This window comes from Pseudomonas sp. Soil_N_39 (genome assembly GCF_057655955.1).
Map to the genome: position 1 here is coordinate 103,510 of NZ_JBDGLI010000011.1, position 21,157 is coordinate 124,666.

Sequence of the window (21,157 nt, forward strand, 5' to 3'; positions counted from 1 at the left end):
GCGCCATGAAGAAGATCCATTGCGCAGAACGTCCTGACTGGAAACAGACCGCCGAACAGCTCGGCTTTCTGTTCCACACCATCGACGACGAACCCTATTGGGACGAAAGCGCGTACTACCAGTTCACCCTCAAGCAGATCGAGGACGACCTGGAAGACCCGACCACCGAGATCCACGAGATGTGCATGGACCTCGTGGCCCGTGTGGTCCAGAGCGAAGAACTGCTGGAGCGCCTGAGCATTCCCGCACCGTTCTTCGACCTGGTGCGCACTTCATGGCTGGAAGGCCACCCGCACCTGTATGGGCGCATGGATTTCTCCTACAACGGCACGGGCCCGGCCAAGCTGTTGGAACTCAACTACGACACGCCGACCAGCCTCTACGAGGCGGCGGCGTTCCAGTGGGGTTGGCTGGAGCAATGCATCGAGCGCGGCGTGCTGCCGGCCCATGCCGACCAGTTCAACAGCATCGACACCAAGCTGCACCAGGCCTTTGCCCAGTTGCAGCTCAAGGAGCCGTTCTATTTCGCCTCGATGAAAGGCTCGGTGGAGGACAAGGGCACCACGGACTACTTGCGCCTGATCGCGGAAAAAGTCGGCATCCAATCGCGGCACATCGATATCGAAGACATCGGCCTCAACAGTGACGGGCGTTTCGTGGATCTGGAGGAGCGCTGGATTCCGCACCTGTTCAAGCTGCACGCCTGGGAGTTCATCTTCCATGAGCCCTTCGGCGCCGCGATTGCCGAGTGCGATACGCAGTTTTTCGAGCCAGCCTGGAAGTCGATCATCTCCAACAAAGGCATCCTGCCGCTGCTGTGGGAATTCAACAAAGGCCACCCGAACCTGCTCGCGGCCCACTTGGATACCGACACGAGCAAAGCCGTGCCCAAGGGCTGGGTGCGCAAGCCGTTCTTTTCCCGGGAAGGCGCCAACATCGAGCTGCAGACCGCTGATGGCTTGATTGTAAAAGAAGACGGCCCCTACACCGACGCACCGTTCATCCTCCAGGAATTCGCCCCGCTGCCGAAGTTTGACGACAGCTACACCCTGATCGGCTCCTGGGTCATTGGCGATCAGGCGGCGGGCATTGGCGTGCGGGAAGACAACAGCTTGATCACCAAGGATTCGAGCCGGTTCTTGCCGCATCTGATCCTCGACTGATCGATTGCAGGCCGCTCCTGTGGCAGGGGATTTATCTGTGGCGAGGGGATAAATCCCCTCGCCACAGAAGCTGTGTGCCAATGGGCCAAATACTGAACCCCCCTGTGGGAGCGAGCTTGCTCGCGATGGCGGTGGATCAGCCAACATCGATGTCGACTGACCTGGCGCTATCGCGAGCAAGCTCGCTCCCACAGGTTCGGGTGTTTGCCGCAGACTTCCCTCAGGTCCACCAGTACCGCACCAAGTGGAAGAAGATCGGCGCGGCAAAGCAGACCGAGTCCAGTCGATCGAGCATGCCGCCGTGGCCTTCGATCATGTGGCCCCAGTCCTTGACGCCGCGGTCGCGCTTGATCGCCGACATGACGATGCCGCCGGCAAAGCCCAGCAGGTTGATCAGCAAGGCAATGAGGAACGACTGCCAGGGATTGAACGGCGTGATCCACCACAGCGCGCCACCGATCAGCGAGGCCAGGAAAATGCCGCCGACAAAACCCTCCACGGTTTTCGACGGCGACAGGTTCGGCGCGATCTTGTGTTTGCCGAACAGCTTGCCGCAGACGTACTGCAACACATCCGACAGCTGCACCACGATCACCAGGTAGGCGATCAACAACAGGTTGCGCCCTTCGAAACCGGCGATGTCCAGCGTCAGCAGGGCGGGCACGAAGGAGATGCAGAACACCGCGATCATCAAGCCCCACTGAACCTTCGAAGCGCGCTCGAGGAAGTGCGTGCTATCGCCGCCCAGGGACGCCAGGATCGGCAGCAGCAGGAACACATACACCGGGATGAAGATCGAAAACAGCCCGTACCAGTCGTAGTAGATCAACAGGTATTGCAGCGGCAGCGCCAGGTAGAACGCCGCCACCAGCGCCGGGTAATCACTGCGCCGGGTCGGGGTCAGGGTGAGGAATTCCCGCAGGGCATAGAACGACACCGCGTAGAACAACAAGATGACCGCCGCGTTGCCGAGCCAGAACGCCACGCCGATCACCAGTACCATGATCCACCAGGCATTGATCCGCGCGTTGAGGTTATCGATAACCGAGTTCGGCGCGCCTTTGGTGCGCAGCTTGAGAATGAAACCAACCAGCGAAGCCAACACCAGAATGGCGCCGATCCCGCCAAACAACATCAGGGTATATCGATCCATGTCAGACGTGCTCCGGGGCCAGTGCCAGCAGCGCGGCGCGGCTGCGTTCGAGAAATTGCTCTTTGCTTTCACCTTCTTCGATGCACAACGGCGCGCCGAAACTGGTGGTGCATAACAGCGGCAGAGGCAAGACCCGACCTTTGGGCATGACGCGGTTGAGGTTGGCGATCCACACCGGGATCACCTCGACCTCGGGATGAGCCTTCATCAAGTGATAGATCCCGCTCTTGAACGGCAGCAGGCCTTCGTCGGGGTTGCGCGTGCCTTCGGGGAAGATGATCAGCGAGTCGCCGTTCTCCAGGGCTTCGAGCATGGGCTGCAAGGGGTTGTAGGAAGGATCCTTGCGCTCGCGGTCCACCAGCACGCCGTTGAACACCCGGTTGATGATGTAGCGACGCATCGGGCTGGTTTGCCAATAATCGGCCCCCGCCACCGGGCGGGTGAGCTTGCGCAGCGCTGGCGGCAGCGAGGCCCAGAGCAACACGAAGTCACCGTGGCTGCTGTGGTTGGCGAAGTAAATCCTTTGCACCGGCGTCGGCGCGCAACCGAGCCACAGGCTGCGAGCGCCCGTGACCATGCGGGCGGCGGAGGTGATGAGGTTGGCGACCACGGGTTCGAACATGAGGATTCCTTGTCCTGAGAAACATAAGCATGGTTGTGGCGAGGGAACACTTCCTTTGTGGCGAGGGGATTTATCCCCGCTGGGCTGCGCAGCAGCCCCCAAACCAGGCAACTCGGTGTGCCAGGAAGATTGAGTTAACTGCTTTAGGGCTGCTGCGCAGCCCAGCGGGGATAAATCCCCTCGCCACAAAAAACTATCTACAGACCTGACGCCAGCCAGGGACTGGCCAGGATGAAGCCCAGCACCAAGACCACTTGTACAGCCAATAATCGCGACTGCCGCCGCAGCAGCAACAACGCACCGTGCCGGCGTTCGGTCCAGAGACGGCCGGCGCGTTCGGCGGGTTGCAGGCCCAGCGAGGTGAGGGCCTGATCCAAGGTATAGGTGCGTTCGGCCAGGGATTGGGTGCTGTCCGCCATGCGCTGGAACAGATCGGCGTCAAACGCCACGCGCAACGCCCAGTACTTTTCCAGCACACCGAGCACCAGTAGCGCCGCACTCAACAGCAGCAACCACGGATCGATGACCCCCACCAGCCATTGCCCCAACCCCACCAGCGCCGCCAGCAGCGTCAGCCCGGTGGACAACTGGTCCAGCGAATGACCCCGGCGCAACAGGCTCGCCACGGTGTGCAGCTCCATATCAGTGATCATGGACATTCTCCCGGCTTCTGGATAAGGCCTCCAACGCCCGACGGTGCGCCCCGTGCAAAACAATCTGCGGGCGAACTCGCTGGATTTGCACGATCGCCGCATCAACGTTCGCCGCCCGTCCACTGTGCAACAACCAGGCGACCACCGCCGTGGCGCTGCGCGAATAACCCAGGGCGCAGCAGACCAGCACCGGCCCGTGCTGGCGCAGGCTTTCGATGGCCTCTGCCGCTTTCAGGCATTGCTCGGTGGTCGGCGCCGTCAGGTCGAGCACCGGCAAGGCACGATAGGCAATGCCCGTGCTGTCCAGGGACAGCTCCGCGCAGAGGTCGAGCACGCCGGTAAACGCACTGTCCTTCAACTCCATCGGCGTAGGGATTCGCCCCAGCCAGACGTTATCCGCCACTTGGTCCGGCTGCGGATGCTTGCGCGTCCACCAGCGGGAATTGATCCACGCCGCCGCCAGGTACGGCGCCAGCAACCAGCGCACCGCCGGGCTCAAGCGACCATCGACACGCTTCTGGAACCCGTCGGCACCGAACACCAGGTAATTCAGCGCCACCATGAGTACGGCGACCGCCGGCCAGATCAGCCAGAGCCACGCGCCGCCCAAGGCAAACGCCGGAATGAACAGCGCCGCCGCGCCCACGCCATAACGCAAGGCCAAGCGTCGACGGGCAGGATCGGCCGCCAGACGCGCACTCAGCAGCGGACTCGGCCGATCCAACGGCCACAACCACACACACAACCAACCGGCCAACGCACCCGTGGGCAGGTCGATAAAGTGATGTTGATACGTGGTCAGCACCGACACGCCAATCAACGCGAACCAACCGTGCATCAGCCAACGCCAGAAGCCTTGCAGATGCCGCTGATAACACACCCACAGCACCACCAGCAGCGCGATGTGCAGCGACGGTGCCTGGTTGAACGGCTTGTCGAACCCCGCGAGCACGTCGAACAACCAACCGAACAGCCCATCCATTTCCGGTCGGGGGAAGGTGAAGCGCAGCGGCCAGAGCAGGAAGCAACTGACCGCAATCACCTGGGCCGTGAGCAGGCGCAAGGCATGGCGCTTGAGTTCGTCGCGGCTGGTGGGCAACAGCAAGGACAGGCCGTACAGCAAATCGATCGACCAGTACGGGACGATGGTCCAGGCCATGAACGGCATGTGGCTTTCCCAGGCGAACACCAGCGTGCCGACGTCGTCACGCTGGGAGGTGACCCAGGTGGCAAAGCCGTAGGTGCTGAAGAACAGCGGCGCCAACAACAGCAGCCACAGCACTGCCGGTTTCAGCAGTGCGGGTTCGCGGGCCGGAGCGATGACGGCGCTCATTACTGCACTCGCTGCGCCAGCGAAACGCTGAAAATGCCCCATTCATCGACACGCAGGGTGATCTTGCGAAAGCCCGCCGCCTCGACCAATTGGTCCATCTCCGCCTGCGTGCGCCGACGCATCACCCAAGCCTGCCCGGCGCGGTGACTGGTGAGGGCACGGGCGATCAGTTCCAGTTGCGGGTGCCACGGCTGACCGGTGTAGACCAGGAAACCGCCAGGCTCCACGGCTTCGGCCAGGCCCGCGAGGGAGCCGCCGACCAGTTGGTTGTCGGCAAACAGTTCATACAGGCCGGACACCACGGCGAGGGTTGGTTTTGGTTCCAGCGCCGCCAGATCCTGGCGGTCGAAGGCGTCACCTTTGACGAACCGAGCAATATCGCCCAAGCCTTTTTCAACGATCAGCGCACTGCCGTCGCGCACGTTGATGTCGCTGTAGTCGCGCAGCAGGATCGACTCGGGCAACGGGCTGACGCCTTGCAGCGCTTCGAGAATGTAACGGCCATGGCCGGCGGCGATGTCGACGATGCGCACTTCGCGGTCTTGGGCGCGCAACTCGGCCATCGCCAGGCGCAGCAACTCTTCAACGTGCAACTTGCGTTGGCGAATGCCGCGCCAGCCGATGGAGTTCAGGTAGTTCTGGTCGATCATCTTGCCCAGCGCCGAGGTGCCGGTGGGGCGGTTGCGGTAGACGTAATCCAGGGTACTGCCGGAGTCGAACCCGGTGTCGAAGCCCAGCTTCACCCCGGCCGACAACTTGCTGCCAAAGCGCATGCTGGCGCGGGTCATGCGCCAGTAAAGGTCACGCAACGAGTTGTGGGGCAGCGGCGTGGCCAGGGTTTCGGCTTCGGCGCAGGTCGCGCCCAGGCGATCGGCGTCCAGCAGGGAAGGGCGGTCCAGCGGACGGGCGAAGTTTTGCAGGATGAAGCGACGGGCACTGGCAACGGCTGGCGCACGGTTCTTCTCGCCGAGGGTGTCGTGGAAGAACCCCGGCAGAATGTGTTTTTCCTTGTGCAGGCTGCCCAGGCGTTCGAAGAACTGCTCCTGGGGTTTGCGGTGCACGACAAAGTCCGAGCCGGAGATCAACAACTGCGTCGGCACCTGGATCGCCTGGGCATCGGCCACCACGCGGTCGGCGGCTTCGTACAGGCCCAGCAGTACGTTCACCGAAATGGCCTTGGTGATCAGCGGATCGCTGTCGTAGGACGCCACGCGCTCCGGGTCATGGCTGAGGAATTTCGCCTTGACGTAGCTGTTGACGAAGAAATTGCCACGAAACTTGCGCATCAGCGCCAGGCCCGGACGAGCGAACGGCACGTAGAGCTTGACCTTGAACGCCGGCGACGCCAGCACCAGCGAGCGAATGCGCGGCGCGTAGTCGTGGACCCAAGTGGACGCGATCACCGCGCCGACGCTTTGTGCGACCACAGCGATGTTCGCTTCGTCGATCTGATGCACAGCGCCGATGTGATCGCAGAAGGTCTGCACGTCCCGCGCACTGGTGGCGAAGCTCGGGCTGTCGCCCCGTTCGCCCGGCGACTGGCCATGGCCGCGGGCGTCCCAGGCAAAGAAGTCGAACCCGGGCAGGTCCAGTTCATCTACCAGGTGCGCGATGCGCCCGGAGTGCTCATGACCACGATGGAACAACAACACAGCCTGACGGGGTTCACCCGCTGCCGCGTCGACAGCCGGCCAGTGTTGGTAGAACAGTTCCACGCCATCGTGGGTGGTGAATGTCCGGTGTTGGGCTTCGCGCATTGCAAGTTCCTTTATGCTGAGGGAGCGTTTTCCTTCACCTGGCCCAGGCCATGACGGACCCGATTGACCAAGGTATAAACCAGCAGGGCGGCAACCACCGCCATCACACCATTTATCCAGAACGCCCCGAGCCAACCCAGGGCAATGCCGGTCGCCAACACGCCAAACACAAAGGCGCGGTCACTCTTGCCCATCGGCCCGTCGTAGCGCCGCGAAGCCCCCACCATCGGCCCCAGCACGCCTGCGTATTCGCTGAACAACGCCAACAGCGTGACCAACAACACGAGCAGAAGACTGGTATCGGCAAACAAGGCAAAAGGCAGGATCAAGGCAACGTCGGCGATGATATCGCATAGCTCATTGAGGTAGGCGCCCAGATGCGATTGTTGACCAAACTCCCGCGCCAGCATGCCGTCCACGGCATTCAAGGCCATGCGCAGGAACATCCAGACCGGGACCAGCACGAATATCCACGGATGGCTGGCGAACCAGGCAATGACCGCCCCCACCAATACCGAGACGACACCCGCGAGCAGGGTGACCTGGTTGGCGGTGACACCGTTGTTGTAGAGGCATTGAACCATGGGGCGCAGCAGGTTTTGAAAGGCAGGCTTGAGTTGGTAGATGGAGGGCATCGGGGTGAGATCTCGGCCGGTTGCGGGGCTGGGCTTATACAGATGGAAGATTACGATAGGTTGAGGGGTTGCTGGCGGGTATTTCTTGAGAATGAGTGCGGGTAGGCATCTATTTGCGCATTTATCCGCGCAAGACACCCTGGGACATGTGAAAAAACACTAACCCTGTGGCGAGGGAGCTTGCTCCCTCGCCACTATCCCGACCTCACCAAAATTCCCCTGTGGGAGCGAGCTTGCTCGCGATAGCGGAGTGTCAGTCACCCTCAATGGCAGCTGACCCACCGTCATCGCGAGCAAGCTCGCTCCCACAGGGTTAATCGGTGGCTTAGATGTTCCAACCTCACCCCCAGCCATTAAAAAAACCACCCCTTTGGCACCGATAACATCGTTTCTCGGAGGCGAGGCTTTTCCCTATATTGGCCCTCAGATCCGGTGGATGGCTCAACGTCCACCCCCTCAGTGTGAGTAGCCACAATGAACAATAAACCTGACAGCACAGGGCTTGATAATGCCGGCGCGGGAACCCGGGCGGTTTGGGGTGGGGAGCAAGTCAGGCACCCCTACAACGCCACGCAAACCCCCATCGTGGCCAGTGCCGCGTACGGTTACGACGACATCGACGTCTGGTACGACGTCGCCTTGGGCAAGGCCCCCGGCTTTATCTACAGCCGCATGAGCAACCCCACCGTCGAGACCCTCGAAGCCAAGATCCGAGAGTTGGAAATGGCTGAGTCCGCCGTGGCCTTCAGCAGTGGCATGGCGGCGATCAGCAGCGTGCTCTACACCTTCCTGGCCCACGGCGATCGCGTGGTGTCGACCAAGGACAGTTACGGCGGCACCAACAAGATCTTCGAAGAATTCCTGCCGCGCACCGGCGTGGCGGTGACCTTGTGCGAGACCTTCGATCACGACGACCTCGAGCGTGAAATCGCCAAGGGTTGCCAGGTGCTGTACCTGGAAACCCCCACCAACCCGACCCTGAAAATCCTCGACATCCCGCGCCTGGTGGCGGCGGCCAAGCGTGTTGGCGCCGTGGTGGTGGCGGACAATACCTTCGCCACGCCGCTGAACCAGAGCCCGCTGGCCTTGGGGGTGGACGTGGTGATTCACAGCGCGACCAAGTTCCTCAGCGGCCATGGCGATGTGCTCGGTGGCCTGGTGTGCGGCAGCGAAGCCTTGATGGCCCAGGTGCGGCATTACCGGGAAATCAACGGCGCGAGCCTCGACCCGTTCTCGGCTTACCTGATCATCCGTGGCATGAAGACCCTGGCGCTGCGCATGCGCCAGCAACAACACAGCGCCCGGGCCCTGGCTGAATTCCTTTGCACCGAACCGCTGGTGGAGGCGGTGAATTATCCCGGCTTGGCCAGTCACCCGAACCACGCCGTGGCCTGCGCGCAGATGTCCGGCTTCGGCGCCATCGTCAGTTTTGTCCTGGTCGGCGGCATGGACACGGTCAAGCTGCTCCTGCCACGCCTGCGCTTCGCCCATTGCGCGGGCAATCTCGGTGCGGTGGAAACCATCTACGGCCCGGCCCGCACCACCAGCCATGTCGAGAACACCTTGGAAGAACGCCAGGCCCTGGGCATCTCCGAGGGCTTGGTGCGGGTTTCGGTGGGCATCGAAGACACGGACGATCTACTGGACGATTTGAAACAGGCCTTCGCCTTTGTCAAAAAATCCCTTGATCCGCAACTCAATGAAGTCCTCACCGAAACCGCAAGCTGAAGTGTGAATGTTGCTACTCCGCGACAAGGCTGTCAGCGGGGCGTTCATGAATAGGAATAATAATAAAAGCTCAGTGGCGCTTGTCGTACTTGCGCAGACGTAGACGCGCGCCCTGACATTTCATGAGAAACAACCATGTCCATAACAGAACAACAAACGAATACGCGGACCGGCTTCAAGCAGGAAATGCAGACACGCCATATCGTCATGTTGGCATTAGGCGGCGTCATTGGTACCGGGCTGTTTCTCACGTCCGGCTACACCGTCAACCAAGCCGGCCCCATGGGCGCGGTGATCGCCTACATCATCGGCGCGCTCATGGTCTACATGGTGATGATGTGCCTGGGCGAGCTGGCGGTGCAGATGCCGGAAACCGGCTCTTTCAGCACCTATGCCACGCGTTTTCTCGGGCCCGGCACCGGCTACACCGTGGCCTGGCTGTATTGGCTGACGTGGACGGTGGCCATCGGTTCCGAGTTCACCGCTGCCGGCATCCTCATGACCCGATGGTTTCCCGACACGCCGGTGTGGATCTGGAGCGCGCTGTTCGCCGGCGTGGTGTTCCTCACCAACGTGGTGTCGGTGCGTTTGTTCGCCGAGACCGAGTTCTGGCTGTCGTTGATCAAAGTGCTGACCGTGGTGGTGTTCCTGCTGATCGGCGGTGGTGCGATTCTCGGCCTGTTGAACATCGACCAGGCCCACAGCATCGGCTTGAGCAATTTTACCCGCGAGGGACTGTTTCCTACCGGCTTCATGCCCATCGCGATGACGCTGCTGGCGGTGTCCTTTGCGTTCTCCGGCACTGAACTGATCGGCATCGCCGCCGGCGAAACCAAGGACCCGCAACGCAATGTGCCCCGCGCGATCCGCACCACCGTGCTGCGCCTGGCAGTGTTTTTCGTCGGGACCATTTTTGTCCTGGCGACTTTGTTGCCCCGCGAGCAAGCCGGCCTGGTGGAGAGCCCGTTCGTCACGGTGTTCACCTACATCGGCATTCCGTACTCGGCCGACATTATGAACTTCGTGATCATCACCGCCCTGTTGTCGGCGGCCAACTCCGGCTTGTACGCCGCCTCGCGCATGCTCTGGACCCTCAGCGACCAAGGCCACCTGCCCAAGCAATTCTCGGCCCTGACCCGCATGGGCACGCCGCTCAACGCGATCATCGTCAGCATGGCCGGCGGCGCCGCCTCGTTGCTCAGCAGCGTGTTTGCCGCCGACACCATCTACCTGGCGCTGGTGTCGATTTCCGGCCTGGCCGTGGTGGTGGTGTGGATGAGCATCGCCGCGAGCCAGATCGCTTTCCGTCGTCACTACGTGGCCAACGGCGGCGACATTCGCAACCTCAAGTTCCGCGTTCGCGGTTATCCGTGGGTGCCGCTGGGGGCGCTGGTGTGCTGCAGCCTGGCGTGTGTCGGGATCGCCTTCGACCCGGAACAACGGGTGGCGCTGTACTTCGGCTTGCCCTTCATCGCCTGGTGTTACTTCGTGTATTACATTACCCGCAAAAGCCGCGAGCGACGCTTGTCGGTCGCCCTTGTGGCACAACCGTCCGACGCGTTTTAAGCCGCGTCGACGGGGCGGGCAAACGTGCCCGGTGCGTGGGGGTTAACGAGGTAAGACCATGAAGCAAAAAACGTTGCCCCCGTTGAACTGGCTGCGGGCGTTCGAAGTGTCGGCCCGCTGCCTGAACTTCACCCACGCTGCCGACGAATTGTTTTTGACCCAAGGTGCGGTCAGCCAGCAGATCCGCCAGTTGGAAAGCCACCTGGGGGTGGCGCTGTTCAAGCGCTTGCCCCGCGGCTTGGGCCTAACCGAGGAAGGCCAGGCGTACCTGCCGGTGGTGCAGGACGCGATCACGCGACTGGCGGTGGGCACCAACGAGATCTTTGGCCAGCACAAGCGCCGGCCAATCAAAGTGCGCGGCAGCCTGGCGTTTTTCGTGCACTGGCTGGCGCCGAAACTGGTGGATTTTCGCCAGGCCCATCCCCACGTCGACATCCGCTACATCAGCAATATCTGGGTCAAGGAACTGGACGGCGAAGACGACATGGAGATCCGTTGGGGCCACGGGCAATGGCCGGGCCTGGTGTCCCAGCGCCTGACTTGGGACACCTTGTTCCCGGTGTGTTCGCCGGCCTTGATGGCGACGCTGAAGGTGCCGGCGGACGTGGCCAAGCACCCGTTGCTGCATGTGTTGGGTTACGAAGAGGGCTGGGGTTACTGGCTGAAAATGGTCGGTGCCGACAGCGTCGATTCCTCGACCGGCATGCAATTCGACACGCTGGTCTGCACCTTGCGCATGGCCGAACTGGGGCAGGGCATCGCCCTGGCGCGGTCGTCGATGGTCAGTGACATGCTCGGCGATGGACGCCTGGTCGAACCCTTCGCCCAGCGCATCGAAGCCAGCGAATCGTTTTACCTGGTGCGCAGTTCCGGAGCCGAACAGCACCCGGACGCGGCGCGGTTTTCCACCTGGCTGGTGGAGCAGGCGCATCGTTTCAAATGAACCGTTTTCAGAAGAATATCCGGAGCTGACCATGCGCTATGTGAGTACCCGAAATTCAGCCGTGCAGGTCGACTTCGAACGCGTCGTGCTGTCGGCCATCGCCGAGGACGGCGGGCTGTTCGTTCCCGTCGAACTGCCGCAATTCGAACCCCAGGACATCGCCAACTGGTCCACCTTGGCCTATGACGAACTGGCCTATCGAGTGATGCGTCCATTCGTGGGCGAGGCGATCCCCGAGGCTGACTTCAAGCGTGTGCTCAAGGACGCCGGCAGCCAGTTCAGCCATCGCTCCCTGGCGCCGTTGCATCAGGTGGATCGCAACGAGTGGGTCCTGGAATTGTTCCATGGGCCGACCCGTTCTTCGAAGGATTTTGCCGCGCAATTGCAGGCGCGGCTGGTGCAGTACTTCCTGCGTAAACGCGGGCGTCGCGCCGTGGTGATTGGCGTCACCAACGGCGACACCGGCCTGGCCGCCATCGAGGCTTTCAAACACTGCGACGAGACCGACGTGGTGGTGATTTATCCCGAGACCGGCGTACCGCAAGACCAGCTTCAAGACCTGCAAGCGACGGCACATCCGCGGGTGCATCAAGTGGCCGTCGATGGCAGTTTCGATGAATGCCAGACCTTGGTCACTCAACTGTTCCGCCAGCATGAGGCGATCAGTTTCAACTCCAGCAACTGGGTCAGTGTCATGGCGCAGCTGGTGTTTTATTTTCACGCTGTTTTGCAGTTGGGCGGCGGTCAGCGGCCTATCGGCTTCAGCGTGCCGGCGGCGAGTTTTGCTGAAGTCTATGCCGGCTACATCGCGCAGAAGATGGGCTTGCCGATTACGCAGATGATCGTCGCCACCAACCAGAATGACGCGCTGCATCAGTTCTTTTTGAAGAACCACTACTCGCGATTGCGCGCCAGCAAGACCCTGTCGCCGGCCATGGATTTGTCGATTTTTTCCAACCTGGAACGGTTTCTCTGGGAGCTCTATGGGCACGATGATCAAGCAGTCAGCGCGCTGATGCACACCTTCGAAACCCGTGGCGAAATGACCATCGCCAACGAGTTCTGGTTGCAGGCGCGGATGATCATCGACTCGTACGCGGTCAGTGATGAACAGACGCTGGAAGAAATCACCTCGCTGCATCGCGACACCGGTTATGTTATCGATCCACACACCGCCACCGGCGTGCTCGCGGCGCGCTTGTACCGGCGCAGTCTGGTGGCGCCGATGGTGACCTTGGGCGAAATTTCGCCTATTAAATCGGCGGTGTTGCTTGGTGAGTTGGGGATCCCCGTGGCGGCGCAACAACGTCCGATGTCCGAGCAAGGCCCGGCGCAGATTCATCGCATCCAGCCGGACGACCTCGGTGCTCTTCATCAACTGCTCGGCGCCCTATAACCGGAGGCCCCATGAAGCGAATTCTCGATCCCCTCGACGAACGCATCATCGCCGAACTGCGCCTCAACGCCCGCGCCGCCCACGCCGAACTGGCAGCCAAGGTCAACCTCTCGCGTAACGCCGTACGCCAACGCATCGAACGCCTCGAGCGCGACGGCGCGATCCAGGGTTATACGGTGCGCACCGGCGAGGGCGTGCACGCGTCGTCGAGCATCAACGCGGTGATCTTCGTCTACCGCTACGACCGCATGCGCGGTGCGGAGGTGTTGCAAGCGTTGCAGGCGATGCCGGAAGTGCTGCAGTGCGATGTGATGAGTGGCGAGTTTGATTTGATGTTGCGGGTCGGCGCGGCGAACCCGGAGCGGGTGCATAAGGTGTGGAAAGAGATCTCCGCGTTGCCCGGGGTGGAGAACACCGTGACGTCGTTTGTGTTGTCGTCGGTGGTCTAGGCACGCTATCCGTCCAAATAGAGACCCTTGTGGCGAAGGAGCTTGTGTGGCGAGGGGATTTATCCCCGCTGGGCTGCGAAGCAGCCCCAACCAGGTTGACCTCAATCAACCTGACCCACCGCGCTGTATGATTTGGGGCCGCTGCGCAGCCCAACGGGAGCAAGCTCCCTCGCCACAAAAGCGGCCGGCGGTGTGTCAGCCAAGCAGATGCATGCCCTAACACCAATGGCCCAAACACTGAAAAATACCTGTGGGAGCGAGCTTGCTCGCGATAGCGGTACACCAGCCACCATCGATGTGCCTGACCTGACCCCATCGCGAGCAAGCTCGCTCCCACAGGGATCTGTGTCCGATCAGTGAGTCCAGCATGCTGATGCTGTCCGCAGATGTCGCAGCCACTCCAAACCCGTGGCGAGGGAGCTTGCTCCCGCTGGGCTGTGCAGCAGCCCTAACCAGGTTGACCTCAATCAACCTGACCCACCGCGCTGTATGATTTGGGGCCGCTGCGCAGCCCAACGGGAGCAAGCTCCCTCGCCACAAAAGCGGCCGGCGGTGTGTCAGCCAAGCAGATGCATGCCTAACACCAATGGCCCAAACACTGAAAATACCTGTGGGAGCGAGCTTGCTCGCGATAGCGGTACACCAGCCACCATCGATGTGCCTGACCTGGCCCCATCGCGAGCAAGCTCGCTCCCACAGGGATCTGTGTCCGATCAGTGAGGCCCAGCATGCTGATGGTGTCCGCAGATGCCGCAGCCACTCCAAACCCGTGGCGAGGGAGCTTGCTCCCGCTGGGTTGCGCAGCAGCCCCAACCAAGTCGAACGCAATCAACCTGACCCACCGCGCTGGATGATTCCGGGTCTGCTTCGCAGCCCAGCGGGGATAAATCCCCTCGTCACAAAGCCACCCCCTATCAGCTTTTTTCCACACCAACCGCTTTGCCCACCCCCTGGTCAAAACGCCCAAAAAATAGAGCAAATTGCCATATTTCACTGCCCAGCCCACCCCCCTAACCTAGATCCCAACAACCTCATCACCCGGATCAAGGACATAACAAAAATGACTGAATACAAACTCGCACTGGTCGGCTTTGGCGGTGTAAACCGGGCATTGGCTCAGCTCATCGCCGAGCGTAACGAAAGCTGGAAAACCGACCTCGGCTTCACCCTGAAAATCGTCGGTGTCACCGACCTGTTCCTCGGTTCGGTGATGGACCGCCACGGCCTCGACGCCGCCTCACTGGCCAAACTGCCCACCACCAAAGGCGCCATGGCCCAACTCCCCGGCGGCACCGTCGACGCCCTCAACGAAGCCGTGATCAAAGACTGCGGCGCCGACATCATCGCCGAAGCCACCTTCACCAACCCGGTGGACGGCGAGCCCGCCACCTCGTTCTGCCGCTGGGCCCTGGAGCGCGGCAAACACGTGGTCACCACCAACAAAGGCCCCATCGCCCTGCACGGCGCCGAACTCAAAGCCCTGGCCCAGCGCAACAACGTCGCCTTCGAATACGAAGGCTCAGTGATGAGCGGCACCCCGGTCATTCGCCTCGCCAAACAATCCCTGGCCGGCAGCTCGATCAGCGGTTTCGAAGGCATCCTCAACGGCACCTCCAACTTCGTCCTGACCTCCATGGAAGGCGGCCTCGGATTCGCCGAAGCCGTCAGCCAGGCCCAAGCCCTGGGCTACGCCGAAGCCGACCCAACGGCAGACGTCGAAGGCCATGACGTGCGCCTCAAAGTGGTGATCCTCGCCAACGAACTGCTCGACGCCAAACTCACGGTCAGCGACGTCACCTGCCGCGGCATCTCCGCCCTCAGCTTCGACGACATCGAAAAAGCCCGACAAAACGGCGCACGCTGGAAACTCATCGGCGCCGCCACCCGTAATGCTGATGGCTCCATCAGTGCCAGCGTCGAACCGCGCCTGCTGAATAACGACCACCCACTGGCCAGCATCAGCGGCGCCACCAACGCCGTATCGTTCACCAGCGAACTGCTCGGCGCCGTCACCGTCTCCGGTCCGGGCGCCGGCCGCATCGAAACCGCCTTCGCGCTGCTATCGGACATCATCCACATCCACCAATCGGCAATCCGCAAACAGGAGCACAACCTGTGAACGTATCGCGCCTGGCCCTGGCGGTCGTCGAACCGCACATCGAAGTCCTCAACCCATTTGATGGCAGCATCGTCGGCACCGTCGCCGACGTGTGCGCCTCAGAAGTCCCACACCTGCTCGAGACCGGACGCAGCGGCGCCCGCGCCTGCGCCGCACTCCCGCGTCATCGCCGCGCAAGCATCCTCGAACAAGCGGCACTGAACATCGAACGCGACGCCAAAGCCTTCGCCCGGCTGATTGTCGACGAAGCCGGCAAGACCCTCAAACAGGCGGAAAAAGAAGTCAAACGCTGCATCAACACCCTCAAGCTCTCCGCCGAAGAAGCCAAACGCAACGCTGGCGAAATCGTGCCGTTCGACGCCTACGAAGGCGCCGAATCACGCCAGGGCTGGTTCACCCGCGAACCCCTGGGCCTGATCGTCGCCATCACCCCCTACAACGACCCGCTGAACCTGGTCGCCCACAAACTCGGCCCGGCCATCGCTGGCGGCAACGCGGTGATCCTCAAACCGTCCGAACTGGCACCGTTGTCGGCCCTAAAACTGGTCTCCTACCTGGTCGCCGCCGGCCTGCCTGAAACCGTCGTCACCGTCGCCACCGGCGGCGCCGAACTGGGCAAAGCCCTGGTCGCCGCCCGCGACGTACGAATGATCTCCTTCACCGGCGGCTTCGTCACCGGCGAACAAATCGCCCGCAGCGCCGGCCTGAAAAAACTCGCCATGGACCTCGGCGGCAACGCCCCGGTCATCGTCATGGGCGACTGCAACCTCGACGCCGCCGTCGACAGCTGCATCTCCGGCGCCTTCTGGGCCGCCGGGCAAAACTGCATCGGCACCCAACGCCTGCTCATCCACGCACCCATCTACGCCGCCTTCCGCGAACGCTTCGTCAACCAGGCCCAAGCCCTCGTCGTCGGCAACCCATTGCTCGCAGGCACCGACATCGGCCCAATGATCACCCAACAAGCCGCGCAAAACGCCGAACAGGTGGTCAACGAAGCCCTGCAACAAGGCGCCACCTTACTCTGCGGCCACCGCCGCCAAGGCACCTGCTACGCGGCTACCGTGCTGGAAAACGTCGATCATTCCAGCCGACTCTGGCGCAATGAAGCCTTTGCGCCGGTGGTGGTGTTGCAGCCGTTCGAGACGTTTGATGAAGCCATCGCGTTGGCGAACGAACCTGAATACGCGCTTCACGCCGGGATTTTCACCAACGACCTCAGCACCGCGATGAGCGCTGCTCGGCGAATCGAAGCGGGAGGCGTGATGATCAATGACTCGTCGGACTTCCGGTTTGATGCGATGCCGTTCGGTGGTTCCAAATACGGCAGTTTGGGCAGGGAAGGGGTGCGGTTTGCCTATGAGGAAATGACCCAGCCGAAGGTGGTGTGCCTGAATACGCTGGGTTGATGGGTCAGGTCGTTGGCATCGGGCAGGTTGGTCACCTGCCCGATTTTTTTTCGGCATCCAAAAGAGCCTCGATTCTTGCGTTCCACAAATATTTTTCCGGGGCTGTCGGCCAAATCGTCCAGGCTCATCTAAGCTGAATTTTCCTGGAATATGCGCCAAGTGCCTTCTCACACGAATGCGGCCAACCCGGCTTGCGGCACCGCTCAGCAGCCAGGCGGGAGGAAAGGATGCCGAACTTACTGGTGGTGGTTTGGGAATTTGATACACGCAGATTAAGAATCCCCGTCGAGAACAGTCTTCTCTGCATACAGCTTAGAATCGGGGCTTTGCTGTACATGGCGAGAACTGCCTTCGCCAAACATGTCGATCAACATAAGCTGAATTATTGCCTTGTCGTCGCCCCCGAGTATCTTTTCTCCAAGGAAATGCCTACCTCGTTTATTTCGGAGGAAGAAAAAGAAATCATCCGGGCAACATTGGCAGATATTTCAAACAGAAATCCATGGCTGATATTCGTCCCAGGCACGACGCTTTGGTTCAAGTCAATGCAGCGCCCAGACTCCAGGATGCGGAAAAGGGAAACCCAGCAGTTGAAATCGTGGGGTCAGGCCAGAAATATCAACAAGGCAAAATATGGTGTGGAAATGGATGCGGTCGTGAATGAAATCCCGGGGTGGGACCGCATGAACAAAGGGGTTTATGGCGATTATGCAACGGCTACGAAGGAGCGGATCGCAGAAGGTTCAAAAGCCGGCGACGGAATCGTTAGAAACACAGGTTTCATCATTTGGAATGGAAACGTTTTTTACCAGCACAAACGTTACCCCAATATCGGAAACGATGGGCTGGAAGAACTGAATGACGCGCAGTTCTGGGAAAACAAGATATTCATGCCGGGCAGCTATCGGGAAACCCCAGCGGTCCATGGGCTGCAGATGGCTTTGGAAATATGCGCAGAACATTTCATTGGCGCGACGGTTTTGCATAAGAACAACGTCCTGGATTTCCATATCCTGGTCTCGGCCAGTATTGCTCTCGATGAAACTCGTGTAGGCGTAAAGCCTGGGGGGTATGTGGTTCATGCTGATTCAGAGGGCAGTGCAGTTTACCGGCGCGAAGGCATGAACCTGGTTCAACACCAAGCCATTGATGAAACCGAAATAGGCTTGTTGGGTGTTGAAGCCGGTCGCGCCAGGAGTTTTATTTGCGCGACTGCCTAGACCGAGCCTGACCCCGCCCGCCGAAAAATCTGCAGTGGATGTGAAAGCCAGAGCCGCGCTTGCCCGGGTATTGAGTGACTGAGCGTTCGCAGTCATCTCCATCAAAACAACTGACCACCGCCACAACAGACATTCCGCCCCCCCACTGTGGGAGCTCGCTCGCGATAGCGCTATACCAGTCAACATCAAAACCGCTGACTCACCCCCTCGCAAACACCTCACGACGACCCGCTTCCCTTCATGCCGCCGACGGCGACAAATCTAAACCCCCGTGCGGCTCCCCCACCTTGCATTGCCCTTTGTGCAAAACGCACAAGCTCAGTTGCCCCATCCTTCTATGCATGCTTCCGCCCGTTGCCCCGTTACGCGCGCTTTCCACTGAGTAACGTTGACTGCGCCGAGCGTGCAGCCAACGTCGCCGATCTCCTAAGGAACGAACTTCTGAAAACGTCCGAAGCTGAAACGTATCAGCTACGACAAAAAACCAAAATATGCACAAATGCATTTTTTTGCTTGACCCGCATGCATGAGTCTCTATAAGGTGGCTTCACTGTATGTGCATACAGTATTTCTAAATCACTATTCATTTGAATCCATTCATGGACGAGGCAATAACCTATGAAAACCACCACTGAAAAATTCGGTGTAACCCCCCATCAACCCAGCCTCTGGACCCGCGCTGACGCGTTGAAAGTCCGGGCGGATGATCCCACCACCACTCAGCCGCTGGTCAGCGCGGATTTCCCGGTACTGAACAACGACGTGTTCATCTGGGACACCATGCCCCTGCGCGACTTGGACGGTAACGTGACGTCCGTCGATGGCTGGTCGGTGATCTTCACCCTGACGGCCGATCGTCATCCAAACGACCCGCAGTACCTCGACGAGGACGGTAACTACGACATCCTCCGCGATTGGAACGACCGTCACGGTCGGGCAAAGATGTACTACTGGTTTTCTCGTACCGGCAAGAACTGGGAATTCGGCGGCCGTGTGATGGCCGAAGGGGTTTCGCCGACCGCTCGCGAATGGGCCGGCACGCCGATCCTGTTGAACGACCGCGGTGAAGTGGACCTGTATTACACCGCCGTCACCCCAGGCGCGACCATCGTCAAGGTGCGGGGTCGGGTAGTGACCACTGAACACGGTGTCAGCATGGTCGGCTTCGAGAAGGTCAAGCCGCTGTTCGAGGCCGACGGCAACATGTACCAGACCGAAGCACAAAACGCTTTTTGGGGTTTCCGCGACCCATGGCCATTCCGCGACCCGAAAGATGGCAAGCTCTACATGCTGTTCGAGGGCAACGTGGCCGGTGAGCGCGGCTCGCACAAAGTAGGCAAGGCAGAAATCGGCGACGTGCCACCGGGTTATGAAGATGTCGGCAACTCGCGCTTCCAGACTGCCTGTGTCGGCATCGCCGTGGCCCGCGACGCGGACGGTGACGACTGGGAAATGTTGCCGCCACTGCTGACCGCCGTGGGGGTAAACGACCAGACCGAGCGCCCGCACTTCGTGTTCCAGGATGGCAAGTACTACCTGTTCACGATTAGCCATACCTTCACCTATGCCGACGGTGTAACCGGCCCGGACGGCGTGTACGGTTTCGTCGCGGACTCGCTGTTCGGCCCCTACGTGCCGCTGAACGGTTCCGGCCTGGTGCTGGGCAACCCGTCCTCGCAGCCATTCCAGACCTACTCGCACTATGTAATGCCAAACGGCCTGGTGACCTCCTTCATCGACAGCGTACCGACCGACGAAACCGGCACGCAGATTCGGGTGGGCGGCACCGAGGCACCCACGGTGGGCATGAAAATAAAAGGGCAGCAGACCTTCGTGGTGGCCGAGTACGACTACGGTTACATCCCGCCGATGCTCGACGTCACACTCAAGTAATAGCAACACCTGGGTTTCAGGCAGCGGGTTTGCGGTCGATGACAAAACCGTCGTGGATATGATCGAGATATCCCGCCTGATTCATTGCGACGTTGCTCGCAAGCTCCATTGAACAACGAGTCGTAACCCTCTTCGCGACTGGCTGCAAGGATGCAGCCGGTCGCGAATGCATTTCCCTGCGATGTATGCACACAAGCTCCTCTGTGGGAGCGAGCTTGCTCGCGATAGCGGTGCATCAGCCACATTCCGGCCCGCTGTTTATCGTGACTCCACGAGACCAGCCACGACCGACATCGCCTTGCGCCATTGCCTACAACTACGCCAGAATCCGCCGGCTTGTGCGCCTTGGGTCCCCTCGGTAGTTTGAATCCGTCACTGCTCATCAGTGATCGGGTTTCGCAGCCCGGACTCTATAGGCGCACAACGTCACCTTCGAAAGCAGATCGCCCATGTCTGTGATTTCGTCAGAGGTGGCTGTGCGTGGGAGACCCTCGGGTCTGCCGGTCCCTAGAGTCCCGGTCTGCGAACCCGCGTACAGCTGCCACCCCAACTTCGTTTCGCAGCGAATGGTGGTAGCTCCAACAGACTCTAGGAGCTTTACCATGGCTAAAATCACACCGAATCCGCCAGCTACCGACGAAACCGTTTCCCGCGTTCAGTCGGCTCGTAACAAGAAACTTGATGATGCTGCCAACCGAGCTTTGGATTTCTATCTGAAGCCTACGCCGAAGAAAGAAACGTCTGACAATCCCAGCAGCATCTTTCGTATCGCGCCTGATGTTGATTCGGAATGTCTGCTTGCCAGTCTCAGTGAAAACCTGGCTGCGGCCAATGCCATGATCAATGATCTGGCGTTTGACCTTGAGGGATCGCGACGGCGTGTTGCGATGGGGATTTTGCAGGTGATTGAGGTGAGTGAGCTGTTGGCGAATCGGGCTTTGGATATTGTTGAGGTGAGGTAACAAGGGGTCGCGCTTACCCCAGGTATGAAGAAAGGTCTTGCTCGGCAAGACCTTCCTGGTCCAGAGAGTCCTGAAACGACGAGGGCCCAAATTGTCCAACAACCTGTTGGACAATTGTGCACCTCAGCAGGACATCAGTGGGGGCGGTGACCGGCA

The 21,157-nt window shown here is 60.6% G+C and carries 17 protein-coding genes; 11 read left to right on the forward strand and 6 right to left on the reverse strand.

Going from position 1 to position 21,157, the window contains the following annotated elements:
- Positions 1 to 5: 5 nt before the first annotated feature.
- Complete coding sequence (locus AC3A5O_RS17595) at positions 6 to 1,163, forward strand: glutathionylspermidine synthase family protein (protein WP_305468634.1); 1,158 nt, start codon at positions 6 to 8, stop codon at positions 1,161 to 1,163.
- 220 nt (positions 1,164 to 1,383) lie between these two features.
- Here AC3A5O_RS17595 and AC3A5O_RS17600 read toward each other — a convergent pair whose 3' ends face one another.
- The 6 genes from AC3A5O_RS17600 to AC3A5O_RS17625 all read right to left on the reverse strand — a co-directional run bounded on the left by AC3A5O_RS17600 (position 1,384) and on the right by AC3A5O_RS17625 (position 7,316).
- On the reverse strand, positions 1,384 to 2,316 hold the full coding sequence (locus tag AC3A5O_RS17600; RefSeq protein ID WP_122566195.1) for a phosphatidate cytidylyltransferase: 933 nt from the start codon (positions 2,314 to 2,316) through the stop codon (positions 1,384 to 1,386).
- 1 nt (position 2,317) lies between these two features.
- A complete protein-coding gene (locus AC3A5O_RS17605; RefSeq protein WP_122566196.1) occupies positions 2,318 to 2,938 on the reverse strand; it encodes a lysophospholipid acyltransferase family protein in 621 nt (206 codons plus the stop codon).
- A 197-nt stretch (positions 2,939 to 3,135) separates the two neighbouring features.
- On the reverse strand, positions 3,136 to 3,591 hold the full coding sequence (locus AC3A5O_RS17610; RefSeq protein ID WP_122566197.1) for a hypothetical protein: 456 nt from the start codon (positions 3,589 to 3,591) through the stop codon (positions 3,136 to 3,138).
- Entirely contained in the window at positions 3,581 to 4,924 is a 1,344-nt protein-coding gene (locus AC3A5O_RS17615; protein ID WP_487753492.1) for a phosphatase PAP2/dual specificity phosphatase family protein, read from the reverse strand. The genes AC3A5O_RS17610 and AC3A5O_RS17615 overlap by 11 nt, the downstream gene beginning before the upstream one ends.
- Positions 4,924 to 6,681, reverse strand: a complete 1,758-nt coding sequence (locus tag AC3A5O_RS17620; RefSeq protein ID WP_305468632.1) for a bifunctional alpha/beta hydrolase/class I SAM-dependent methyltransferase — start codon at positions 6,679 to 6,681, stop codon at positions 4,924 to 4,926. The genes AC3A5O_RS17615 and AC3A5O_RS17620 overlap by 1 nt, the downstream gene beginning before the upstream one ends.
- Positions 6,682 to 6,692: 11 nt before the next feature.
- Positions 6,693 to 7,316, reverse strand: coding sequence for a CDP-alcohol phosphatidyltransferase family protein (locus AC3A5O_RS17625; RefSeq protein WP_487753493.1), 624 nt, complete (start codon positions 7,314 to 7,316; stop codon positions 6,693 to 6,695).
- A 474-nt stretch (positions 7,317 to 7,790) separates the two neighbouring features.
- Here AC3A5O_RS17625 and AC3A5O_RS17630 point away from each other — a divergent pair, with 474 nt between their 5' ends.
- The 10 genes from AC3A5O_RS17630 to AC3A5O_RS17675 all read left to right on the forward strand — a co-directional run bounded on the left by AC3A5O_RS17630 (position 7,791) and on the right by AC3A5O_RS17675 (position 21,001).
- Positions 7,791 to 9,044, forward strand: coding sequence for a cystathionine gamma-synthase family protein (locus tag AC3A5O_RS17630; protein WP_487753494.1), 1,254 nt, complete (start codon positions 7,791 to 7,793; stop codon positions 9,042 to 9,044).
- A 135-nt stretch (positions 9,045 to 9,179) separates the two neighbouring features.
- Positions 9,180 to 10,610, forward strand: a complete 1,431-nt coding sequence (locus tag AC3A5O_RS17635) for an amino acid permease (protein WP_305468630.1) — start codon at positions 9,180 to 9,182, stop codon at positions 10,608 to 10,610.
- Between the two features lie 58 nt (positions 10,611 to 10,668).
- Complete coding sequence (locus AC3A5O_RS17640) at positions 10,669 to 11,553, forward strand: LysR substrate-binding domain-containing protein (protein WP_003205954.1); 885 nt, start codon at positions 10,669 to 10,671, stop codon at positions 11,551 to 11,553.
- 31 nt (positions 11,554 to 11,584) lie between these two features.
- A complete protein-coding gene (thrC, locus tag AC3A5O_RS17645) occupies positions 11,585 to 12,949 on the forward strand; it encodes a threonine synthase (protein ID WP_487753495.1) in 1,365 nt (454 codons plus the stop codon).
- Positions 12,950 to 12,960: 11 nt separating this feature from the next.
- On the forward strand, positions 12,961 to 13,398 hold the full coding sequence (locus tag AC3A5O_RS17650) for an Lrp/AsnC family transcriptional regulator (RefSeq protein WP_487753496.1): 438 nt from the start codon (positions 12,961 to 12,963) through the stop codon (positions 13,396 to 13,398).
- Between the two features lie 1,060 nt (positions 13,399 to 14,458).
- Positions 14,459 to 15,517: a homoserine dehydrogenase gene (locus AC3A5O_RS17655; RefSeq protein WP_487753497.1), complete on the forward strand. Its 1,059-nt coding sequence runs from the start codon at positions 14,459 to 14,461 to the stop codon at positions 15,515 to 15,517.
- Positions 15,514 to 16,926: an aldehyde dehydrogenase family protein gene (locus AC3A5O_RS17660; protein WP_487753498.1), complete on the forward strand. Its 1,413-nt coding sequence runs from the start codon at positions 15,514 to 15,516 to the stop codon at positions 16,924 to 16,926. The genes AC3A5O_RS17655 and AC3A5O_RS17660 overlap by 4 nt, the downstream gene beginning before the upstream one ends.
- A 227-nt stretch (positions 16,927 to 17,153) precedes the next feature.
- Positions 17,154 to 18,146 (forward strand): hypothetical protein, encoded by a 993-nt coding sequence (locus AC3A5O_RS17665; protein ID WP_487753499.1) that lies wholly within the window; start codon positions 17,154 to 17,156, stop codon positions 18,144 to 18,146.
- A 618-nt stretch (positions 18,147 to 18,764) separates the two neighbouring features.
- Complete coding sequence (locus AC3A5O_RS17670; protein ID WP_487753500.1) at positions 18,765 to 20,039, forward strand: glycoside hydrolase family 68 protein; 1,275 nt, start codon at positions 18,765 to 18,767, stop codon at positions 20,037 to 20,039.
- A 602-nt stretch (positions 20,040 to 20,641) separates the two neighbouring features.
- The gene (locus AC3A5O_RS17675) at positions 20,642 to 21,001 is read left to right on the forward strand and encodes a DUF6124 family protein (protein ID WP_487753501.1); all 360 of its coding nucleotides are present in this window, start codon (positions 20,642 to 20,644) and stop codon (positions 20,999 to 21,001) included.
- The last annotated feature ends 156 nt before the right edge of the window (positions 21,002 to 21,157 follow it).